This is a genomic window from Flectobacillus sp. BAB-3569 (assembly GCF_002270355.1).
Classification (GTDB): domain Bacteria; phylum Bacteroidota; class Bacteroidia; order Cytophagales; family Spirosomataceae; genus Flectobacillus; species Flectobacillus roseus.
Window position 1 is genome coordinate 1 of the sequence record NZ_NJFZ01000018.1, and the last position, 24108, is coordinate 24108.

General features: G+C 37.7%; 15 protein-coding genes and 2 pseudogenes. 12 read left to right on the forward strand and 5 right to left on the reverse strand.

Annotated features, from left to right (window positions below):
• Positions 1 to 198 precede the first annotated feature (198 nt).
• The 6 genes and pseudogenes from BWI92_RS17185 to BWI92_RS28720 all read left to right on the forward strand — a co-directional run bounded on the left by BWI92_RS17185 (position 199) and on the right by BWI92_RS28720 (position 4906).
• A complete protein-coding gene (locus tag BWI92_RS17185) occupies positions 199 to 678 on the forward strand; it encodes an SRPBCC family protein (RefSeq protein ID WP_095164738.1) in 480 nt (159 codons plus the stop codon).
• A gap of 69 nt (positions 679 to 747) precedes the next feature.
• Positions 748 to 1584, forward strand: coding sequence for a VOC family protein (locus BWI92_RS17190; protein WP_095164740.1), 837 nt, complete (start codon positions 748 to 750; stop codon positions 1582 to 1584).
• Positions 1585 to 1941: 357 nt separating this feature from the next.
• Positions 1942 to 2208 (forward strand): hypothetical protein, encoded by a 267-nt coding sequence (locus tag BWI92_RS17195; protein ID WP_095164742.1) that lies wholly within the window; start codon positions 1942 to 1944, stop codon positions 2206 to 2208.
• Positions 2208 to 2687 (forward strand): FKBP-type peptidyl-prolyl cis-trans isomerase, encoded by a 480-nt coding sequence (locus tag BWI92_RS17200; RefSeq protein ID WP_095164744.1) that lies wholly within the window; start codon positions 2208 to 2210, stop codon positions 2685 to 2687. The genes BWI92_RS17195 and BWI92_RS17200 overlap by 1 nt, the downstream gene beginning before the upstream one ends.
• A gap of 117 nt (positions 2688 to 2804) precedes the next feature.
• Positions 2805 to 4414, forward strand: a pseudogene (locus BWI92_RS17205) (S41 family peptidase); the annotation flags it as partial.
• 60 nt (positions 4415 to 4474) lie between these two features.
• On the forward strand, positions 4475 to 4906 hold the full coding sequence (locus tag BWI92_RS28720) for a carboxy terminal-processing peptidase (protein ID WP_310588923.1): 432 nt from the start codon (positions 4475 to 4477) through the stop codon (positions 4904 to 4906).
• Between the two features lie 283 nt (positions 4907 to 5189).
• Here BWI92_RS28720 and BWI92_RS17210 read toward each other — a convergent pair whose 3' ends face one another.
• From BWI92_RS17210 to BWI92_RS17225, 4 genes are all read right to left on the reverse strand, one after another.
• Complete coding sequence (locus BWI92_RS17210) at positions 5190 to 7673, reverse strand: endonuclease MutS2 (RefSeq protein WP_095164746.1); 2484 nt, start codon at positions 7671 to 7673, stop codon at positions 5190 to 5192.
• A 286-nt stretch (positions 7674 to 7959) separates the two neighbouring features.
• Positions 7960 to 8838 (reverse strand): XAC2610-related protein, encoded by an 879-nt coding sequence (locus BWI92_RS17215; RefSeq protein WP_095164748.1) that lies wholly within the window; start codon positions 8836 to 8838, stop codon positions 7960 to 7962.
• A 34-nt stretch (positions 8839 to 8872) separates the two neighbouring features.
• Positions 8873 to 9676, reverse strand: a complete 804-nt coding sequence (locus BWI92_RS17220; protein WP_095164750.1) for a hypothetical protein — start codon at positions 9674 to 9676, stop codon at positions 8873 to 8875.
• A 415-nt stretch (positions 9677 to 10091) separates the two neighbouring features.
• Positions 10092 to 13952 carry a pyruvate carboxylase gene (locus BWI92_RS17225; protein WP_095164752.1) on the reverse strand — a complete coding sequence of 1287 codons (3861 nt, stop codon included), beginning with the start codon at positions 13950 to 13952 and terminating at the stop codon, positions 10092 to 10094.
• 844 nt (positions 13953 to 14796) lie between these two features.
• Here BWI92_RS17225 and BWI92_RS28885 point away from each other — a divergent pair.
• The 5 genes and pseudogenes from BWI92_RS28885 to BWI92_RS17255 all read left to right on the forward strand — a co-directional run bounded on the left by BWI92_RS28885 (position 14797) and on the right by BWI92_RS17255 (position 20359).
• Positions 14797 to 15605, forward strand: a pseudogene (locus tag BWI92_RS28885) (DUF418 domain-containing protein).
• Positions 15606 to 15711: 106 nt separating this feature from the next.
• Positions 15712 to 16740 carry a 4-hydroxythreonine-4-phosphate dehydrogenase PdxA gene (pdxA, locus tag BWI92_RS17240; RefSeq protein WP_095164759.1) on the forward strand — a complete coding sequence of 343 codons (1029 nt, stop codon included), beginning with the start codon at positions 15712 to 15714 and terminating at the stop codon, positions 16738 to 16740.
• 311 nt (positions 16741 to 17051) lie between these two features.
• A complete protein-coding gene (locus tag BWI92_RS17245; RefSeq protein ID WP_095164761.1) occupies positions 17052 to 17933 on the forward strand; it encodes a TIM barrel protein in 882 nt (293 codons plus the stop codon).
• A gap of 548 nt (positions 17934 to 18481) precedes the next feature.
• Positions 18482 to 19423 carry an NAD(P)-dependent oxidoreductase gene (locus BWI92_RS17250; protein WP_095164763.1) on the forward strand — a complete coding sequence of 314 codons (942 nt, stop codon included), beginning with the start codon at positions 18482 to 18484 and terminating at the stop codon, positions 19421 to 19423.
• 150 nt (positions 19424 to 19573) lie between these two features.
• Positions 19574 to 20359 (forward strand): sterol desaturase family protein, encoded by a 786-nt coding sequence (locus tag BWI92_RS17255; RefSeq protein ID WP_205749628.1) that lies wholly within the window; start codon positions 19574 to 19576, stop codon positions 20357 to 20359.
• A 61-nt stretch (positions 20360 to 20420) separates the two neighbouring features.
• On the opposite strand, the gene BWI92_RS17260 is transcribed toward BWI92_RS17255, so the two are convergent.
• Complete coding sequence (locus BWI92_RS17260; RefSeq protein ID WP_095164765.1) at positions 20421 to 21245, reverse strand: SPOR domain-containing protein; 825 nt, start codon at positions 21243 to 21245, stop codon at positions 20421 to 20423.
• A gap of 781 nt (positions 21246 to 22026) precedes the next feature.
• Between BWI92_RS17260 and BWI92_RS17265 the strand changes: the two genes are divergently transcribed.
• Entirely contained in the window at positions 22027 to 24003 is a 1977-nt protein-coding gene (locus BWI92_RS17265) for an alpha-1,4-glucan--maltose-1-phosphate maltosyltransferase (RefSeq protein WP_095164767.1), read from the forward strand.
• Positions 24004 to 24108: the final 105 nt, after the last annotated feature.

Here is a 24108-nt window from a genome sequence, read left to right on the forward strand (position 1 = left end):
GCCGTTAGCCGTTAGCCGTTAGCCGTTAGCCGTTAGCCGTTAGCCGTTAGCCGTTAGCCGTTAGCTAGAAAAATGGTTAGTGGTAAAATCTACTCATAAAGTTGTAGATTTTCTTATCTGGAGGCGCAAGGCATTGCGTCTCTACCTTTATGATTTTTTAATTCACAATTCACTAAATCGCTCATTCACAATTTACAAATGCCTCTGATTCAGCTTCAAACCGAGATAGCCTCCAGCCTTGAAATATGCTTTGATTTGGCCAGAAGCATCGATTTACATACGATTTCAACAGCACATACTCATGAAAAAGCTATTGAAGGAAAAACCACTGGCTTGATTGGATTAGGTGAATATGTAACCTTTGAAGCGACACATTTTGGCATAAAACAACATTTGTCAGCGCACATTACAGCCTTTGAACGACCATATTACTTTAAGGATGAATTGATTAAAGGAGCTTTTAAGTCCTTGACTCATATTCATCAGTTTGAATATGTAGGAGAAAAAGTGCTTATGACAGATTTATTTGAGTTTGAATCACCATTGGGGTTTCTTGGGAAACTTGCCAATCATTTATTTTTGACAAATTATATGACAAAACTTCTTATCGAAAGAAATCGTATCATTAAAGAATTCGCAGAATCTGGTAGGTATAAAGCAGTTTTAAATCCGATGTAAAATAAGTTTGTACAGATACCCAATTCTACACTCAGTCTTGAACTAGCACTTAAAAATTCAAAGACAATCATGCAAAAGCCCATTTATTCTTGTATTTGGTACAATCACCAAGCCACAGAGGCAGCCGATTTTTACACAAATCTTTTTCCCAATTCTCATATACTACAAAAGAACCCGATGGTAAGCTCATTTGGGCTTATGGGTACTAAGTTTATGGGATTAAATGGCGGTCCACGATATAAGCCCAGCCCTGCTTTGTCACATTATGTGTATTGCGGAAGTGAGCAAGAAATAGAGCGATTGTACTCGGCGCTTTTGGAGGGTGGTAATGCCGTAATGCCTCTAGGAGAATATGATTGGAGTAAAAAATACGCATGGCTTTGTGATAAGTTTGGTGTGTATTGGCAATTAGATATTCAAGCAATAGAAGCTTCACAAAAAATCGTTCCTACCCTCCTTTTTGCCAATGATAAATTTCCAAGACTTAAAGAAGCTGTTAATCAGTACGTACAGATTTTCAACAACTCTACCATTAAAATAGAATCCCTATATCCTGCTCATTTCAACTTTCCTGAAGAAAGGGTTATGTTCTGTCAATATCAATTGGGTAGTATTCTATTCAATGCCATAAGCAGCCCAAACGCACACGACTTTGATTTCTCTCCTGGCAATTCATTCGTTGTTGAATGTGATACCCAAGAAGAGATAGATTTTTACTGGGAAAATTTAGGTAAAAATGGAAGATATGACCAATGTGGTTGGCTCGCAGATCAATATGGTGTTTCTTGGCAAATTGTACCCAGTATTTTACCTAAACTCATGAGTGACCCAGCAAAAAGCAAAAATGTAGTTCAAGCATTTATGAAAATGCAAAAATTTGATATTCAAACCCTACTCGATGCTTAATACTGAGTGAGAAAATACTCCTTGACCAGTCACAATACATTTCAACCACTCATCGCAATTTGTTGTGGTGTTCTCTACACATTTCAATATATTGTAGTTAAAACTCTTTCTAGGAAAGGATGTGATTTGATTTTTGCATACTTTTTCACAAAATCTTGCGTTTTAACCAACAATAATTTATCAATCGCAAATACTACAATAAGTCCGTCAAATGTTTATTTTTGTAGTTCTTATCAAGTCTATTCTAACATTTTTTTGAACACAAGGCTTGATTCTACTCCATCATTCTAGCCTGCAAGAGCAGTATAGTATTTGGAATAATCTTTTGCAAAATTGTAGTAAACATTAAATAAAATCATGAATCTAAAACACATAGTACTCTGCTCGGGCGTAGCGCTTACGTCATTTGCCACACATGCACAAGTGAAAAAGTCGGCTACACCAGCATCAAAAGTTGCCACTAAACCAGCCGTTGCCAAAGTAGCAACAGACAACAAGGATTTGAAATTGACCAGCTTAGCTGACTCAGCAAGTTATAGCTTAGGAGTTTTAGTAGCTCAAAACTTCAAAATGCAAAATATTCCTATCAATTCTGAATTGATGGCAAAAGCTTTGGTGAGGTAATGAAAGGTGCTAGTACGCAAATTTCTGATATGCAAGCCAACCAAATCCTTCAAAAATTCATGATGGAGGCGCAAGCAGCTCAGTACAAACCAATCAAAGAAGCAGGCGAAAAGTTCTTGGCTGAGAACAAAAAGAAGGAAGGCGTTGTTACTTTACCAAGCGGATTACAATATCAAATCTTGAAAGCAGGCGACGGTCCAAAACCAACAGCTAACGATAAAGTAAAAACACATTACCATGGTACTTTATTAGATGGAACTGTATTTGACAGCTCTGTTCAACGTAACGAACCTATCACTTTTCCAGTAACTGGTGTAATTCAGGGATGGATTGAAGCGTTACAATTAATGCCAGTAGGTTCTAAATGGAAATTGTTTATTCCTCAAGAATTGGCTTACGGTTCTCGCGGTAGCGGTCCTGTAATCAAACCTTATTCAGCTTTAATTTTTGAAGTTGAGTTACTAAGTATCGAAAAATAATAAAGCGAATCATAGATTGAGTGATTGGTTTTACCATCAATCACTCAATTACCTTCGCATCGAATCTCTATGAAGAAATATCTCATTGCACTTGTTCCTGTTACGCTATTAGCAGTTATGGGACTTCGCTCGACCTCACATAGTGCCGAGAAAAACCTTACTGTGGCTTACAAATTTAGTGAAGACGACCTCAAGCCCACCGAAACACAGAAAAAAGTAGAAGAATTAGTGACACAAATCCTGACGAATTATCATTACAGAAGGGTTCCTCTCAATGATTCTTTATCTTCTAAAATCCTTGATAATTACATCAAGGAGCTTGACGGTAATAAAATGAACTTCACCAAACAGGACATTCAAGATTTCGAACAATTTCGCTATTCATTGGATGACCAGTTGCAAAAGGTGATTTGACAGCCGCTTATCAAATCTATAATGTTTATCGTAAAAGAGCCAAAGAACGTTTTACGTTTGTGAATCAGCTTTTGGCTAAACCGATGAATTTCAATGTAGATGAGGTTTATACGCCAGACAGAGAAAAAGCTGAATGGGCTTCAAACAAACAAGAGCTTGATGAGATTTGGAGAAAAGCTATCAAAAGTACTTTGTTAGACTGGAAAATCAGTGGAAAAGCTGATACCTCAGCTGTCAAAGACTTGAAGGAGCGCTATTCTCGTAGTGAAAAGTATTTCGACAAAACTAAGAGTGAAGATGTATTCCAACAATACATGAACTCATTCACCGAAAGTATTGATCCGCATACCAACTACATGATTCCGAAAGCTGCCGCGCAATTCAACCAAGAAATGGCACAGTCTTTTGAAGGAATCGGCGCAACGCTTCGTTTGGATGGCGATTATGTAACTATTATCGAACTCATCACGGGTGGCCCTGCGTACAGAAGCAAAGCCTTAAAACCAAAAGATAGAATCGTAGCAGTAGCACAAGGTGAAAACGGTGCTTTTACAGATATTGTAGGTTGGATGACCGACGATGCCGTAAAATTGATTAAAGGCCCGAAAAATACCATCGTTCGTTTGAAAATTCTTTCAGGTGATGCAGCGGTGGGCTCAGTACCTAAAGAAGTTCGTTTGGTTCGTGAAAAAATCAAATTAGAAGATGGTAGTGCGAAAAAGGATATTCTAGAATTTACTAACAATGGTCGTTCGTACAAATTAGGTTTGATTACGCTACCTGTATTTTACCGTGATTTCGAAGGTGTAAGAAAAGGCGAAGGCGATTTCAAAAGTACGAGTGCAGATGTAAAGAAATTCTTGACTGAACTAAAAGCTGAAAAAGTAGACGGTGTAATTCTTGACCTTCGCAACAATGGTGGTGGTTCGTTGGTAGAAGCTGTTAGTTTGACAGGCTTGTTTATTCCTCAAGGCCCTGTAGTTCAACGCAAGCATGCTGATGGTGAAATTTCGGCTGAGTACGACCGTGACCCTTCTGTAACTTACGATGGTCCACTAGGTGTTTTAGTAAATCGCTTTAGTGCTTCGGCTTCAGAAATTTTTGCGGGTGCTATTCAAGATTACAAACGTGGTATCGTCGTAGGTGAGCAAACTTACGGAAAAGGAACTGTTCAAACCTTAGTAGATTTGGGTCGTTTCTTGAAAGGTGAGCCAGACAACGTAGGTCAGTTGAAAATCACGATGGAGAAATTCTACCGAATTACTGGTAGTAGTACTCAACACAAAGGTGTAACACCAGATATTCAATTGCCTTCAGGCTTCTCGGCAGAAGAATATGGTGAAAGCTCACAACCAAGTGCTTTGCCTTGGGATATGATTGCTACAAGCAAATACACTCCTTCGGCTGATGTAAACGAACAAATCGTTTCGTCTTTGAATAAAAAATACCAAGAGCACTTAAAGTCAGAAACAGATTTGAAAAAATTAGTCGCTGATTTTGATTATTGGAAAAAAGCAAAAGAACGCAAAACCATTTCTTTGAAAGAAGACAAACGTCGTAAAGAAATCGAAGAGCAGAAAAAACGCAATAGCCAAGACCTTGCCGAAGAATTAGCAGATGTTGAAAAACCAGAAACTAAAACTGAAGTAAAAACTGACTCTGTAAGTATTGCGCAAGCAAAACAAAAAGCAGCTAAAGAAAGACGTGAAAAAGACGCTTATTTGAAAGAAACAGAAAGATTATTAACAGATTATATCTTCCTAGCTCCTTCAAATGGTATCAAAATCACGCAGAATAAAAAATAAGAATGCTAAATAAAAAAGCCGACTCATAACTGAGTCGGCTTTTTTGTTTAGCGCTTGTTTAAATTTTATAAGTTATCAAAATGCTGAATTTTATATTTATTTTAATGAAATCCTACTGTTTGAGCCGAAGGCGAGTTTAGGATTTCTTGACTTTCTTTTGCGGCCGCCGCGCGGTTACTTTTCTTGTGTCAAGACAAGAAAAGTAAGGTGTGGCGAAGGGATATTTTGTTTATATCACTAGTGTCAAATAACATTTTAAAATATTCTCCAAATAAGCATAATCTTACTTCATTTTCACAATCGTTACACCAGCACCACCACGGTCGGCGTGCTCATCTACCATTTTATCGACTTGCTTGTATCCTCTCAAATGTTGACGAATAAGCGTTCTTAAAATACCATCACCTTTCCCGTGTACAATTCTAATCTCATCATAACCAACCATAATGGCGTCATTCATAAAGCGGTCTACGTCTACCAAAGCCTCCTCTCCTCTCTTTCCTCTTAAATCAAGGTTGAATGAGAAGTTTTGCATTTTCTCATTCATATCAATTCCCGTTAGCTTGGCTTTAGGAGAAGCTTTTTGACGGAACTCTTTTCTTGAAATTTTCTCCAAACGATTAAGTTTTACTGTCGTTTTCAAATCGCCAATAGCAACTTCAATATCTTTACCACGAACGCCCAATACCTCCCCAATGGCTTCCTGTCCTTTGATACGTACCAATGAGCCTATCACAATATCGCCTCCTATTACCTCAATGACATCTTTTTCTTCTTCCTCTTTCTTCGGAGTTGGCTTATTTTTATTCTCAGGTACTTTTTCGATTACTAGAGATTCTTGAAAATCTTGTAAATCCTGACGAAGCTCTTTGGTAGCAGATTTATCAGCCTCTTGCTCACGTATCTCTTTAATCGTTGCCTCAATTTTCTGGTTAGCTGTTTTTACTAACTCTTTTGCTTGCAGTTTAGCGCTATTCAGAATGGTCTTTTTCTCCGAATCTAATAGGTTTTTCAGCGAGTTATATTGATCAAGTAATTGGTCGAGATGACGTTGTTTTTGGGCATTTTCTACGTTTTTATCTGCAAATACCTTCTTCTCAATTTCTAGCTCTTTTACCAATTTTTCAAAACTTACCTGCTGCTTACCCATCTTGTTTTTAGCACGATCGATTACATTTTTAGGTAAACCGATTTTGTACGCAATCTCAACGGCAAAAGAACTCCCTGGTTTTCCGATTTCAAGCTCATACAATGGCTCTAAGTGTTCTGCATCGTAACGCATCGCACCGTTGACAAGTCCTTTGGTTCGGTCAGCAAAAGTTTTCAGGTTGGTATAGTGGGTATTAATCACACCATACGCGCCCGAACGATTCAAATCCTCAAGAATACTCTCCGCAATAGCTCCACCCAAAGCAGGTTCTGTACCAGTACCAAATTCGTCAATCAAAAATAAGGTCTTTCTGTCAGATTGAATCAAGAAATGTTTCATGTTTGTCAAGTGCGAACTATAGGTACTTAGGTCATTCTCTAAGCTTTGTTCATCACCAATATCAATGAAAATATTTCTAAACAAACCAATCGTAGAATACTCAGCCATAGGCACCAATAAACCGCATTGGTACATATACTGAATCAAACCAACAGTTTTGAGCGTAACCGACTTACCACCAGCGTTAGGTCCAGATATCAACAAAATACGATTGTCTAGCTCCAAGGTAATTGACAATGGAACAACGCTTTTACCCATTTTCTTGAAAGAAGCATAAAGCAATGGGTGACGTGCGTTTTTCCAGTCTACTAGCTGTGTATTGACGCTTAAAGGCGCAATAGCACCTAGCTCGATAGCATAACAAGCCTTCGCACGAACAAAATCAATAATCCCAAGGAATGTGTAAGCTCGCTTCAAGACAGGTACGTGAGGGCGCAAACGTGTGGTCAAATCCATGAGAATACGGATAATCTCACGGCGTTCTGCCGATTCTAACTCACGAATTTCGTTATTGGCTTCAAGGACTTCGGTTGGTTCTAAGAATACCGTTTTACCAGTATCTGATTCGTCATGGATAAAACCTTTGATTTTGCGTTTGTGCTCAGCTGCCAAAGGAATTACCATACGACCATTACGCAAAGCCAAAGAAAAGTCATCTGTTACCCAGCCATTACTACGAGCATTGCGAAGAATACTATCTAATTTTTTACGTAAATCATTCTCTTGCGAAACCAACTGACGACGAATAGACTGTAATTCTGGGCTGGCATTATCTTTCAAACGTCCACGGTCATCAATTACTTTATCTAAAGCATCCAAAATGCCTCTTATTTCTAATTTAGCATCTTTGTTGGTCTTTACTTCCTCTTGATTTTTATCGGTACGGGGCTGAAAAGCCATACCCAATAATTCACGTAATTGAGGGTATTGCTCAGGTTCCTTGTTGTCAAAAAAACGAAGACATTCTTGAATGGTACGAAGGGAAAGTTTTACATCAAAAAACTCTGCTTCAGAAAGAAAAGCGCCTTCAATAGCCGCTTTGGTCAGTTGTTGATTAACATCGAGGTAGTTTTGAGAAGGAAATGCCTGTGGTTCATATTGCATAATCTCACGCATTTCATCTACCTGACGAATCATTTTTTGGACTAAATCATAGTTATCCGAAAAGCGAACTTTCTCCACAAATGCCTTGCCGAGTGGACTAATACACAATTCACTAAGTCGTTCTCTAATTCGGTCAAATCCTAATTTTTGTTCTATATTTTGAGGGTATAACATCATAAAAAAATAACAAATTACGTAAGACATTTGTTCGCTGTCTTACCATAGATCATCAAAAAGGTATCGCTGAGTATCTATTTTAACAAAATGCTATCCCCAAATCGATTTATTAGAAACTCAAAGCCCTTATTTTTACAAATTTCAACTCTTTTTTATCGAAATCAAAACCTTCGTGAATATTGAGAAAAATGGTTATTGGATAGTGTTGGAAAAATAGGTTTTTTATTCATAAAAATAGCCCTCAGGTAATTCTGAGGGCTATGTACAATAAAGCCTTAACTTTTTATTGGCAATCTTTCCATTTACGTTCTATAAAGTCTTGCTTTTTTTCATCATAAATAAAACAGTGTTGCTCAAGTTTTACCATTTTGTTATTTGCCACCTTGTACAAAGTCGAGGTATATTGTGACCCTGCGCAACATTGGTTTACTTCGGTAATTCTTTTGGTTTTCTCATCAAATGTAAGCGAAACTCCTTCAAATCCACTGTCTTTGTATTGTCCGTTTGAGTCAAGCAAAAAGTATTTTGAAGAAGTATTTGCTCCAGCATAAGATGATTCAAATAAAGAAATATCAGCTTGACCATCAAAATTAAAATCGCCCGTTTCTACGCTATTAATGCCCATTGATTGGCAATCAACCGCAATGGTTTGAAGCAATTTGTCCGTCTTTTTTTCGAAGACCTTTAAAGCTTTTACACGTGCTTGATAATCATCTTTGGCTTTACTAAGCACAATTTTAAAATATTGATTACCAGAAGTTACTTTTTGCAATAATTCACGATTACTCCAAGCTATACCTTCTCCATCATCAAGGTCGTATTTTTTTGTGAGTGCTATTTTAAAGCTTTTTGTACCAGTAGGGTTGGTCCAAGTTCCTGATAATTGTGTAGCCTTAGTCGAAAACTTATCAATTACCATTTTCCCTGTTACTTTCTCTTTGGCATCTTTTTCGAGAATAGAAAGCACTTTATTTTTGATAGTACCAGAAATATTTATCGGCTCATCATTGCTGGAATAAACATAAATACCTTGGATTTCGTCATCGGAATAGACGTTCAAAATTACCTCAATTGGGTATTTGTCAATTGTACCTGTATAGACAGACTGAGCAAAAGTGGAGCTACTCAAGAGTGTACACAAAAGAAAAAATAGTTTTTTCATAGTCAATGGATATGCATAAGGTTTATTCAAAAATTTAGTCTACTCCCGCTGTAAATCCACCTGCTATAGTTAGTCCTTGAGTTCCTTTGGCGATTTTTGACAGATATAAGGTACTGTTGATATCGTTGTAATAAGTGGCTGCATCTAACACTAAATCCACAATTCCATCGCCATCAATATCTCCCGCAAACTGAACTGTAGGAATTTTTGTATCAAAACGTGGTTGACGAAGCAAGACGTTAGTGTAGTTTTTACCCTCTTTCGTAAACGAAATAGAGAGCGTATAATCTGTCACTAAAATCTGGTTAGGATCTTCTTTGGCAATTTCCTTTTTACCTACCGCAAATAGTTTATACTTCACGCCCAAATACTCAAATTCGACAGCATCACTGGGATAAAACTCTGTTTTGGACAAAGTCAACGGAGCTATCACATGATCTTTCAGATAAGACTGCGATTCAATCAAAAGCAAACAAGTATCTTTTTGTGCAATGTTAATTTGAATACCCGTTTTCGCTTCAGGCGTTTCATCAATCATTTCATCATGAACCATTTCCAAAGCAATCTTTGTTGCTCTGAGCTCAAAGCCTTTACTTGTTTGGAAAATACCAACCCATGATTTTTTATCTGAATCCAAAGGAACTTGTCCTTGATGAAAGGTTCCTGGCATCTGAACAGTGATTTGATAATCAGTTTCTTTGGGAAACATGTTTGTAGAGTCAACCTTGACTTGAGCAATTGTGGAATCTGTTGTGGTTTGTTGTTCTTGTGATTTTTGCTTGCAAGAGGCCATAGCAAGCAGGCCTAGCAAGGCGCTAGTTTTCAAAAGTGAGTTCATTTTGGTTCGGGTTTAAATGAGGTATCTAATATAGCAAAAACAAAAGACACTTTCGATTGTGGATTTCAGATTTTTGATTGCAGAGTTTAGGGAGGTAATTTTCTATATCAGTGACAGACTCAAACATGGCGTCTCTCCAGATGATTGCCTATTCTAATCTAAGGTTGTACGAAGGATTTCCAATAATTACGGATTTGGGATTTCTGATTTCGGAAATAAAGTAAAATACCTCTATTTTTTACAAAACATAAATGCTTACACTTCCGAAATCCAACATCCGATATCCGAAATAGACGGTTTTAGAATCCTTCGTACACTTTAAATTCTAATCACTAAATCAGTCACTCACCAATCACTCAATAAAAAATCCCCCAAGGCAAGCCAAGGAGGATTTTTTTATAGTGTTTGATATTTCTTATTGATTCAAGAAATCACCTGAAGTAATTTGCTGTAAACCATCCAAAGGACGATTATACAAATACCCAAACGTAGCGTAGCTAGTACCATCTACCTCAACTTGGATATCTTTACGCAAGAAGACCGAATCAGCTTCGTTTTCTGGATAGAATTCTTCGTATTCATCCAAAATTTTCACTAAACGAAGTGGATTTGTCAATTTGTATAGCTCACCAACCACTTTGTCAGAGGCATCATCAGAAGGAACAATACCTGGATATTCACCAATATTGAACATCTTTCCTTGGTAATTGGCCAAACCAATAAACTCAGAGTTACGGGCAATTAATTTGTGTAATTCGTTACCATATCCTTTACGCAATGTTCCGTACACAAATAAGTATTCATCTTTGTCTGGTTCAGGAAGTTTTGCTTCCTCTACTGACAATACTAAGTCTTCTTGTTCCACTACAGTACCTTCGTTGAGCACGATACGAGAAACTACACCTTCGAATGGAGACGATACGATCGATTCCATTTTCATGGCTTCGATAACATACAATGGAGCGTTTTTCTTCACTTCATCGCCCGGTTTCACCAAGATACGGCTCAAACGACCTTGAAGAGGTGCGCCAATATCTCCTTTTACAGAAGCTTTTACATGTTGTGGACGCTCAATTTTGATATTTCTATCTAAAATTTTGATACGACGAGCCTGACCATTCAATTCGAAAGTAACAGTACGCAAACCTGATTCGTCTGGTTCTGAAGCATACAAGTATTTGACAATGATAGTCTTACCTTCGTCGATTGTGATTAAGATTTCTTCATCTTGCTTCAAGCCATAGAAGAATGCTGTCGTAGGAAGAGCTGATACATCGCCGTAGTTTTGTTGAGCTTTGTAATAGTCTTCATATACTTTCGGATACATCTTGTAAGAAAGATAATCCAAGAAACCTTCTTGATTTTCTGGGAATTTAGCTTGGAAATCAGCAAAATCCTTATCAAAATCAATTGGCGTAATATTATCGTTTGGACGACCTGTGATGGCTTGATCTCCTTTTAAGATAATTTCCTGTAATTGCTTAGGGAAACCACCGTAAGGCTGACCTAGACCACCTTTGAAGAAGTCTTTTACTGATTCAGGGAAAGAAAGCGTAGCGCCACGAGCATATACATCCTCAGCAGTCAAGCTATTGGCTGTCATGAAGATTGCCATATCTCCTACTACTTTTGAAGAAGGCGTTACTTTTACGATATCACCAAACAATTTGTTTGCCTCTACGTAATTGTGCTTCATTACTTCAAATTTATCACCTACACCCAAAGCAATCGCCTGACCACGCAAGTTGGTATATTGACCACCAGGAATTTCGTTGTCATAAACCTCAGCAGTACCTGCTTTCAATTCAGATTCGAATGGATAATAGATTTGACGAATATCTTCCCAATAGTTAGAATATTGGTTCAATAAGCCTAAGTTCAATGGACAATCACGCTCGTTGCCTTGCATCATTGCCACCACTGAGTTGAAGTTTGGTTGCGCAGTCAAACCAGACATAGCACCCAATGAACAGTCAACTACATCGACACCCGCTTCGATAGCTTTCAAATAAGTAGCAGCTTGAATCGACGCAGTATCGTGTGTGTGCAAGTGTACAGGAATAGAAAGCGATTTTTTCAACTCTGTAACCAAAGTTTGAGCTTGGTATGGTCTTAACAAACCAGCCATATCTTTGATACAAAGCATGTGAGCACCTTCGTCTTCCAGCTGACGAGCCATGTCTAAGTAATACTGAAGTGTATACTTTTCGTTGTTGAAAATATCACCTGTATAACAAATAGAAGCTTCTGCAATAGAGTTAGTACGCTCACGAACGGCACGAATCGAAACTTTCATCGCTTCAACCCAGTTCAATGAGTCGAAGATACGGAACACGTCGATGCCGTTTTCAGCAGATTTTTCTACAAATTTCTCAATCAAGTTGTCAGGATATGCTGAGTAACCAACGGCATTGGAGCCACGGAACAACATTTGCAACAACATATTTGGCATAGCCTCACGGAAAGCCTGTAAGCGTTTCCAAGGAGATTCGTTCAAGAAACGCATCGATACGTCGAAGGTTGCACCACCCCATACTTCCATTGAAAATAATTCTGGAAAGCTTTTGGCAAAACCTTCAGCCACAGCCAACATATCACGGGTACGAACACGAGTAGCCAAAAGCGACTGGTGACCATCACGGAAAGTAGTATCTGTATAGAGGATTTGTTTTTGATCTTTTACCCATTGAGCAAACTTATCGGCACCCATCGATTCCAAACGTTGCTTATTACCCATAGGATATTCAGCATATTTGTCAAATGCAGGAACTACTGGCGTACGGAAAGTACGTTCGTTTTTCACTTTTACATCTGGGTTACCATTTACTACTACATCTCCTAAATAACGAAGAGCTTTTGTAGAACGGTCACGAGTTGTCGTAAAGTTGAAAAGCTCAGGATGTGAATCAATAAATTGAACCACACATTTTCCTTGTTGGAAAATAGGGTGCTGGATTACATTACGTAAGAAAGGAATGTTGGTTTTTACCCCACGAATACGGAATTCGGTAAGTGCACGCAACAAACGTTCGGAAGCGCCTTTCAAGGTACGACCTTTTGCCGATACTTTTACAAGCATCGAGTCGAAATAAGGGGAGATTTTAACCCCAGGATACGATGAGCCTTCATCCAAACGAATACCAAAACCAGCTGCATTGCGATATGCAATGATGGTACCAAAGTCAGGTTTGAAACCATTGGCCGGGTCTTCGGTAGTGATACGACATTGAATAGCATAGCCTCTCAATGGAATATCCTCTTGGCGAAGGATATAAATATTCGGGTCAGAAAGGCGGTAGTTTTGAGCAATCAAAATTTGGGTACGCACAATGTCGATACCTGTTACCTCTTCTGTAATAGTATGTTCTACCTGAACACGAGGGTTTACTTCGATAAAGTAGATATTCTCGTCTTTATCTACCAAGAACTCAACCGTACCAGCGTTGTAATAATTTACTGCTTTACCAATCGATAAAGCGTATTTATACAACTTTTGTTTGGTTTCATCTTTCAAACCCACAGAAGGTGCTACTTCTACTACCTTTTGGAAACGACGTTGTACCGAACAATCACGCTCATAAAGGTGTACTAAGTTGCCGTGTTGGTCACCCAACAACTGCACCTCAATATGTTTTGGTTGGTCGATGAACTTCTCAATAAAGATAGTATCATCACCAAACGCATTTTTAGCTTCGTTTTTCGCTTCTGCGAAAGCTTTTTCTAAAGCCTCCTCTTCACGTACTACACGCATACCACGACCGCCACCACCGGCCGCAGCTTTTACCATTACAGGAAAACCAATACGACGAGCCTCTCTAAGTGCAATATCATACGATACTAGCTCCTCTTTCGAGTCTTCAATCATTGGTACTTCAGCCTTACGAGCAGCATCTTTGGCAGCTACCTTATCGCCCAAAGCATTCATCGCTTCTGGAGAAGGACCAACAAATTTGATTCCTTCTTCACGACAACGACGTGCCAATGTTACGTTTTCAGAAAGAAATCCATAACCCGGATGAATAGCGTCTATTTCTTTCTCCTTACATAACTTTATTAACCCCTCGATATCGAGATATGGTTTTAAAGGTTCGTCGTCCTTACCAATTTGATAAGCCTCATCCGCCTTGTATCTGTGAAGCGAATAACGATCTTCAAATGTGTAAACGGCAACCGTTCGGATACCTAACTCAGAGGCAGCACGCATAATACGGATAGCAATCTCACCACGGTTGGCGACAAGTAAGCTATTAATCGTTTGAACGTATGGTTGTGGCATTTTTTGAGTTTGTCAGTTTGGAGTTTAAAACAGTCAGGAATTAAAATAGATAAAAGGTACTCATTGAACTACGCAAAATTCGCAATCGTGATTTCTTCTATCATTTACAAGATTAACAGAATAAAGAATTATTAATTCATACAAAAATCAAAAATAAATTGTGTATTTACCCAAACTTTCACAAGAAAATTTGGTCTATATTAGAAAGATGCAATTTTGTTTGGGTTAGATACAACTGATTAGTTGTTATGCTAACTATTTTCATAACAAATCACCAATTTTTATCTTAAAAATAGTTAAATCGACAGCTCTCTCTAAGTACTTCTCTCTATTTGTCTGCAACCTTTGGTTAAAATCTTGCATCTTAAAGTTAAAATCTAAAAATCTCTTTGAACCGATTATGAACACAAGAACCTTCTCTTCCAACAGAATTGTTTTAGTAGATGGCTTACGAGGTATTGCCTTGCTAGGCATCGTCATTGCTCATGCCTTGGGCTGGTTTATTGCAGGCTTTATTCCTGAGTCAGTTTGGCTGTCTTATCAAAATTCTATCCCTACTACCATTGTCAATTATTTTGATGGTATTTTTATTTCAGGAAAATTTTATACCTTTTTTTCTCTATTATTCGGATTAAGTTTTTCGCTACAATTTACCAATCGTAAAGCAAAGGATACTCATTTCGAGCTCCGATTTCTATGGCGTTTAATACTGCTTTTTGTCATTGGATTTATCCATCATATTCACTGGCGTGGTGATATTTTGGGCATCTATGCTTTTTTAGGGATATTTCTATTACTGGCTAATTTCTTTTCAAATCGTGTGGTATTGGCTTTGGCAATTTTTATGATTCTTAATATCCCTATTTTGGTCGTTCGTACTATTGAATACTGGCATCCTGCACCAAAAGTGTCAGAAGCTGTAGCCAAAAAAGAACAAGAAAAGTCAAATAAAGAACAGCTAAAAAACTTCCAAACCCTCAAGGCTGGAACTTATCCACAAATTATTCAACAAAACTTTAAAGACTTTGCCTTCAAAGCCGATTTTCAGTGGAGTTCTGGACGCATTTTTATTACTTATGGCTTTTTCTTATTGGGGCTATTAATCGGTCGTCTTCGTTTGTTTGATCATTTTCAAGAATATAAAAAACAATTCAAGAAGACAGTCTGGGCTTGTTTTATACTCAATATTGTGATTGTTACATTTTTCATTACCCTTCAAGCGACTATCCCTTGGGACCAACTGCCTTCTTGGTTTGGCATTTTTTCAGAATTCTTATTCTCGATTCATTCTGCCACCATGACCCTAATGTATGTGGCAGGTTTTAGTTTATTATTGTCAAAAATCTCTTGGAAAGGTATCTTAGAACAACTTTCTTATGTAGGCAGAATGGCCTTGACGAACTATTTACTTCAAAGTTTGATTGGAATACTTCTTTTTTATGGTTTAGGATTAGGCCTGGCTGGCGACTTTAATCCTGCTTGGTGCTTGTTGGGGGCTGTGGTATTTTTTTATTTCAAATTAGGCTGAGTAAATGGTGGTTGAGTCGCTACTATTATGGCCCAATCGAGTGGCTTTGGCGTTCGGCCACGTATGGCAAGTGGCAAAAAATGCTACGCTCTTCTTACCCTTTACGTGATTCTATGACCCAATAGGTTTTTATTTACCTATCTTTTAAGTAAACTTGCAGGAATTTATCGAAAGTGTATCTGAGGATACCGAGCGTTTTCGGCAAAACCGAATCAAGAATCTCAAAAGAATATGGAACATCAAAAACCTGTTATAGGTATTACCTTAGGTGACTACAATGGCGTAGGTCCAGAAGTAATACTAAAAGCCCTAGCCAGTAACCGCATCCTCAAAATCTGTACACCCGTGATTTATGGTTCACAGCGTGTATTGAGCTATTACCGTAAAGTATTAGATTTGAAAGACTGGACTTTACATAGTATTCCTGCGATTCAACAAATCAACTACAAAGTTACTAATGTGATTACGTGTTGGGACGACAAACAAACTGATGTAGAGCCTGGCAAAGTAACCCCAGAAGCGGGCGCTGCTGCTTTGGCTTGCTTACAAAAAGCGACTCAGGACTTGAAAGACGGGCACATTCAAGCGATTGTTACGGCGCCTATCAACAAGTATAATATTCAGTCGGAAGAATTTAAGTTTCCGGGACATACCGAGTTTTTTACCAATGCTTTCGAAGCAAAAGACTCTCTAATGTTTTTGGTTTCTGAGCAAATTCGAGTTGGCGTAGTGACAGGACATATTCCTTTGGGTCGAGTGCGTTCGCAGGTTACTGCCGAAAAAATTTCTCAAAAATTAACGATGATGCTCGAATCATTGACCAATGATTTTGGGATTCAAAAACCAAAAGTGGCAGTCCTTGGCCTGAATCCTCATGCTGGCGAAGATGGCTTGTTGGGTAGTGAAGAAAAAGACGTTATTTCTCCTGTTTTGGAGCAGTTTAAACAAAACGGCAACTTGGTATTTGGCCCATTTCCTGCGGATGGTTTCTTTGGCAATATGCAACATCGTCATTTCGATGCTATTTTGGCCATGTACCACGATCAAGGTTTGATTCCATTCAAATATATTGCCTTCGAAAATGGTGTAAACTTCACAGCTGGGCTACCAGTAGTGCGTACTTCGCCCGACCACGGAACGGCTTATGGCATTGCTGGAAAAAATACAGCAAGCGAAAGTTCAATGCTTCAAGCGATTTATACAGCCATTGATGTTGTAAAAAACCGCAAAGAATCAGCAGTGGAAATAGAAGAAAAGTAAAACTTTTTCTTACTTTTGAAACAAAATTTAAAATACCCATGAACGTTAAGTTGATGGGTATTTAATTATGAAGAGGTCAAGACCTCAAACTATCTATCCATTTATTAAGTAATCATGCAGAATTAGATTTAACTTGAGAGCTTTAGGCGCAAGCCAAAAGTCACACGGCAAAAAGTGTTTTATTGTTTTTTAGTAACAAATAGATACATTTTTTGCCGAATGCCCAAAGCTGATATCCGAAAGCTCAGTAATTAAATTTTATTTTGCGTATTAACTTACCAATAATCATTTAACTTAATCAATTTAGAGCAATGTTGAACGAACAAACATCTCGTCGTGACTTCCTCAGAACTAGTCTTTTGACAACTGCTGGTGCAGCACTTCTTTCGAACGATTTATTCGCAAATATTAAAAAAGGTGAAAAGAGCCATATTGGTGTACAATTGTGGTCAGTACGTGAAGATGTTTCTAAAGACCCGAAAGCCGCTTTAGCTAAAATTGCTAAGATGGGTTACAAAAACGTAGAAGGTTTCGGATATTCAAATGGTAAATTCTTTGGCCTGACGGCAGACGAATATTTAAAAACCATGAATGACAATGGCTTAAAAATGCCATCTGCTCATAACATGATTACGTCAAAAGATGTCGTAAACGGTCAGCTTTCAGACAGCTACAAACGTATGTTAGAAGATGCAGCCAAAGTTGGTCAGAAATACACAATTGTACCTTATATGCTCGACGATGACCGTAATCAAGGTAAATTGATGGCTGATATTTTCAACAAAGCTGCTGAGTATGCTAAAACGTTGAACTTAAAATTTGGCTATCACAACCACGATTTCGAATTCAAATCACCAAATGGTGAAATGCTTTATACTACTTTGCTAGACAATACTGAAAAACATATCGTATTCGAAATGGACTTATATTGGGCAGTAGTAGCAGGTCAAAAACCAGCAGATTGGTTCAACAAATATAAAGGGCGCTTCACACACGTACACGTAAAAGACCACGATCCAGTGAAAAACGTAAGTGTTGAAGTGGGTGAAGGAGATATCAACTTCCAAGAAATTTTCAACAAAAAAGACGTAGCAGGTCTTAAATACTTTATCGTTGAGTTAGAAGCCTACAAGCGCACGCCAATGGAAGGTATTGAAATTAGTTTGAACAATTTGAAAAAATTGAAATTCTAGTTTTACTATTCTGAAAAAGGATATTTCAAATTTAGTGAATGGTGGTTGAGTAAATGAGTGATTATGCTCAAATCCGCATCATTACTGTAGAGACGTAATACTTTACGTCTTAAGCCAAATCAAACATAGCATAATAATATCCTCTAAGCGGTCGAAAAAATTTCGACCGCTTTTTTGATTTATTGAAGATGCTCAGTTGAGCTCAATATATATTCAGTATTAAAGTAGTTCTTAACCAAGGCTTCCATTTAGCGGATGAATTTATTCCCCCGTGACAAAAATATTTAAACCGCTTCATTTGCAGGCTAGGAGATTGTATCTGTTTTCTCTATTATTCTCCCAAGACTCGAGATGACTTGCGCTTTTATTGAGCCCTTACCTAAAAGCCCAAAGCCGATACCCGAAAGCCCCTTTCGCCCAACATATACCTATTTACCTACAAATATTTCGTTCAGAATGAAACCCACCGTAACTTTGATTCGTTTTATAGTAAACTAGATTACAGTACATTTTAAGTTCTTTCTTTCTGACAGGACAAAGTAGATTAGATGAAGAAAAATATTTTGATTGCCGACGAAATGCACCTTAGCATTCATACAATGCTAACCGAAATCGGGATGACTTATGATTATATCCCCGAAATTACTCGTGCAGAGTTGTTGGAAAAACTCAAAGACTACGATGGTTTGATTATTCGTAGTAAAACGAAGGTAGATATCGAAATGCTTGATACCGCACCTGAGTTGAAGTTTATTGCCAGAGCAGGCGCTGGTCTCGACCTCATCGACATCGCAGAAGCTGAGCGCAGAGGAATTATTATTTTTGCCGCCAATGAAGGTAATCGCGACGCCGTAGGCGAACATGTTATTGGGATGCTTTTATGTCTTTTCAATCATATCAATACAGCAGACATCGAGGTTCGTCACAAAATCTGGAAACGTGAGGCTAATCGCGGAATCGAACTCATGGGAATGACTGTTGGGATTATTGGATACGGCAATATGGGTAGTTCGGTTGCGAAAAGATTATCAGGATTTGGTGTAAAAGTATTGGCTTACGACAAATACAAAAGCAATTTTAGCGACCAATATACCCAAGAAGCTACTTTGGAGGAACTATTCGAGCAAGTAGATGTCTTAAGTCTTCATGTGCCATTGACCTCCGAAACTAAAATGATGGTGAATACAGACTTTATCAATTCGTTTCAAAAACCATTCTTTTTGGTCAATACGGCTCGTGGAGAAGTAGCCTCGGTTTGTAATATTGTGGAAGCCTTAAATTCGGGTCAGTTGCGAGGAGCTTGTTTGGATGTACTAGAAAATGAGAAAATGTCACAACTCAGTGCTGAGCAAGAAAGTTATTACGAAGCACTTTTTCAGAAAAAGAATGTCATTCTTACGCCTCACATCGGTGGATGGACTCATGAAAGTTATGTAAAAATCAATGAAGTATTGATTGAAAAGATTAAAAGAGCTCATCCTCAACATTAGTATAGCAATAGTATTGAAGTAAAAAATCTGAAGCATCCTCGCCAATTTATTCAAGTCGACGCTTCAGATTTTTATTTTGAATAATATTTTCGGGATTACACCAAAGGAAATTTCCTTCAAACAATTTCAGCATAAATCAGTTAAAAAAGTATGAAAACTTCATTAGCTGATTTTGATTTTTTAGATCCAACTACATTTATCATTACCTGCATTGCTATGTTTTTTGTAGTAATGATTCGCTATTTTATTCTTTCAGGATTCTTCCATAGCTATTTCTATTTATGGAAAAAAGAAGAATGGAAGCTTCGAAAAATCAATACAAAGGCATATCCACCAGAACAGTTCAAAAAGGAAATAACTTGGTCTACGCTTACAGCAGTCCTTTTTTCTGTAATTGGAGCACTTACGGCGGTACTCTGGCAAAAAGGCTATACCCAATTATATACAGACTTGCACTGGTATGATATAGTTTGGTTCCCGTGCAGCATAGTCATCTCAATGCTCATTCATGAAACCTATTATTATTGGATTCATCGATGGATGCATCATCCGAAAATCTACCATCTGGTACATAAAGTCCATCATGATAGTAAAATTACCTCCGCATGGACAGCCTTCTCATTTCATCCGATTGAGGGTTTACTTGAAGCGCTTATTATGCCAGCGATTATTTGTATCATTCCTATGCATATATATGCCGCTACAGTTCATTTAACTATTATGACAATTACAGCAGCAATCAATCATTTAGACATAGAGATTTATCCTAAAACCAAATGGGGGAACTGGTTAGGTAAGGTAATGATTGGAGCTACTCATCATAGTCATCATCATAAGTACTATCGTTATAACTTTGGTTTATACTTTACCTTTTGGGATAAAATCGGCAAAACAGAAAGTCCCAAGTTTCAAAAAGAGTTTGATGAAAGAACATAAAAAAAGGAGACGTTAAACGTCTCCTTTAATAGTGTGGTAATAATAGTTGTAATATAAAATCTTAGTAATTGTAGTGCGTACGAACTAAACCTCTATAGCCTCTTTCTTGCAACCACATCACTTTTTCTAATGCTGATTCTTTTGTATGGAATTCTCCGAAAAGAATACGATACACTTTACCCATTTCTTTTTGACCAACTTGAACATAAATTTCATCTGGTGACAAACCTAACTTAATAAGTTCATCATACATATCATGAATTTTGTTTAAGCTTGTCAATGCTGTTACCTGTACAGCAAATCCTCTTGGAGATTTTACTGTACCGTTGATATCGTAAGTTCTATCTTCAGAGAATGCCGTCGAATAGCTACTTGGAGCCATTGAAACCGATGCTTGAGGCATTAATGAACTAGATTGTACAGGCACTCTTTCTTGAGTACTTGCCGCGATATCGTAATCTCTATAAATATTTACCTGAGACGCAGGTCTAGCATTCAATACTTCAACTCTTACTTGAGCTTTTCCACTTGCAATCATACCCAGACGAGAAGCAGCCTCTCTTGACAAATTCAATAATTTGCCCTCTTCTTCACAACGACAATAATCATTTACGCGTACATCGACTGTACGATTATTTTCGAGGTTTGTTACTCTCAAAACCGTATTTAGAGGATACTTTGAATGCGAAGCAGTAAGTTGTGCATCGTCGTAACGCTCACCATAAGATGTTAAATTTCCAGTTAAATTTTTACCGTAATACTTTGCAATTCCTTCTTCTACTACATTATTTCCATAAGAACCACTATACTCAGAATTTTGAGCTTTTGTAACCATCAAACCACCTTGAACTAAAATAAGGAAAGCGGATGCGATTAATTTTTTCATAATTGTTATTCAGATTATGTGTTTATTTTCAGATGTGTTTTAAGAAACGCAGTGCTAATACTCGATGAAACCTTCGAAATTTGAGATAAATGTATAAAGTGACTATTATAAAGTTTATACAATTCTTCACAAAAATCGTGCCAGCCTTAAAATACTTTAGCTAAGTTTACGTTTTAATGGGCTTAATTGCCAAATTAAATAGACAAAAGCCATAAAAAACTTATGAATTGTAGTTTTATCTAACCAATTCAAGGTTTCTCTAGCATTTCAAAATCTATGTTTTGTCCAACTTTCAAACAAAACATTATACTTTATAAAGTGTGAAGTAAGGAGATATGAGATTTGAGTGGCTTACTAAAAAGAATTTGTCTTTTTTAAAGATTTGTACTTACTCAGGCTTTTTATTCAAATTCTTTCTTTAAAATATTGTAAGTCCTTGACTATTTACTAGCTTATATCGTGCCAAACTTTTGTAAAACTCAAAATTTTATCAAAAAAACTTGTTTTACTTTTAAATTTTAGATTTCGACAATTAGAAATATATTTGTGTAGGCACTCTCAAGGTCTTGTTTATGCTATTCTTGAGTGGTACCCTACAATTAGCTAACATTTTTATAAACAAAAACATTCGTGTATCTATGGTAAGTTTTGGATAAGATAGTTGAGATTTCCGTTTCTCGAAATGATAATTATCAAGAAATCAATATTAAATCTCATCTCTCGCCATTCTTCATGCTCACTGTGATACCCAAACCATTTTCCCAATTTAGAACAAATAGCTATGGCTAAGACGAAACAATCTTTAAAAAAACCGCAAAACGGACAGAGTCGAGTAATTATCGAACGTGTAAGCCCTGAACTAGACGGGGGGCGTTTTGCTATTAAAGCTGTACAAGGGGATTCTATTCATGTAGAAGCAGACGTTTTTTTGGATGGACACGATATTCTCTCAGCAAGATTGCTCCACAAGCGTAACAATGCCAAGGAATGGATTGAAACACCTATGTATTTTATCAATAATGACCGTTATGGGGCATCATTTAAGGTAGAAGATAATGGTTTCTATGAATATACCATTGAAGCATGGGTAGACCATGCTGCTAGCTGGGAGCACGAAATCAGCATGAAAATTAAGGATGGACAACACGTCAATATTGAACTGTTAGTCGGTGCGAATATATTGGACTATATGGCTTCAGTAGCTTCCGTATCAGACAAAGCACTAATTGAACATGCGGCGAGTATCTTCCGTAATCCTAATGAATACCAACATGCTATAGAGTTTGCCACGGGAACTACCATGCACGATTGGATTCAGTTGTATCCGAATAAAAAGTATGTTAGTACTTACAAGACACTCAAACTTTGGGTTGATCGTGAAAAAGCGGCTTTCTCTTCTTGGTATTCGATGTTTCCACGTTCTGCAGCATCAAAAAAAGGAGCACATGGTACATTTAAAGATGTTGAGGAAAATGTCATTCCGCGTGTAAAATCTTTAGGCTTTGATGTTTTATATATTCCTCCTATTCACCCAATTGGTCATCAATTTAGAAAAGGTAAAAACAATTCAACTACCTGTGAGCCAGGCGAACCTGGGGTTCCGTATGGTATTGGGTCAGACTTGGGCGGTCACACGGCAATTCTTCCAGAATTGGGCACCTTAGATGATTTAAAACATTTGATTCAGACTTGTCAAGATAATGGTATCGAACTGGCTATGGACTTAGCCATTCAATGTTCGCCAGATCACCCTTACACTAAAGAACATCCAGAATGGTTCAAAGTACGTCCTGATGGTACGATTCAATATGCGGAGAACCCTCCTAAAAAATACCAAGATATTTACCCTATCAACTTTGAGTCAGAAAACTGGGAAGAGCTTTGGGATGAGTTAAAAAATGTCATTATGACTTGGGCCGAATGGGGTATTCGCCTTATTCGTGTAGACAATCCACATACCAAATCATTTAATTTTTGGGAATGGGTCATTGCCGAAGTGCAAGCAGTATATCCAGACATGATTTTCTTGGCAGAAGCATTTACCAAGCCGAAGGTAATGGCACAACTTGCCAAATTGGGTTATGCACAATCATATACCTATTATACTTGGCGCAATAACAAAGCCGAATTGACCGAGTACATGATGGAGTTGACGCATACCGAGCAGAAATACTACATGCGTCCCAACTTTTGGCCGAATACCCATGATATTTTGCCTTGGTGCTTGCAAGGTGGTTTAGAACCGATGTTTATCACACGTTATTTTATGGCGGCTACTCTTTCGGCAAACTATGGTATTTTTGGACCTGTATTTGAAAGCATGAACAATGAAGCAAATCCAGGGAAAGAAGAGTATCGTAATTCTGAGAAATATGAAATCAAACACTGGGGTTGGTCATTTGAAAATAAGTTGACACAAATCATTCGTCTGACGAACCAAGCACGCGTCGAAAATTCCGCTTTGCAACGTACCAATAATATTACTTTCTGTCAGATAGAAAATGATCAAGTATTGGCCTATCTAAAAACGCATGCCAATGGTAACCGAATTTTGTGCGTAGTCAATCTCGACCCTTATAATCGCCAGGGCGGAGTAGTGAGAGTACCACTTTCGCAAATCCATAAACACCAAGACCAAGAATATATTGTTCATGATTTGTTGACGGGAGCCAAATATCACTGGAAAGGAGAATACAACTTTGTAGATCTTGACCCACATATTATGCCAATGCACTTATTTAGAATAGAAGATATTTAGTATAAGATTTATACTTAGGTGTTGAGAGTCAAATCCCTCTTGGGAATTACTTATAATCACCTAAGTATATTAAGAAATTGTTAAGCCCAACTTCCTACATGGAGA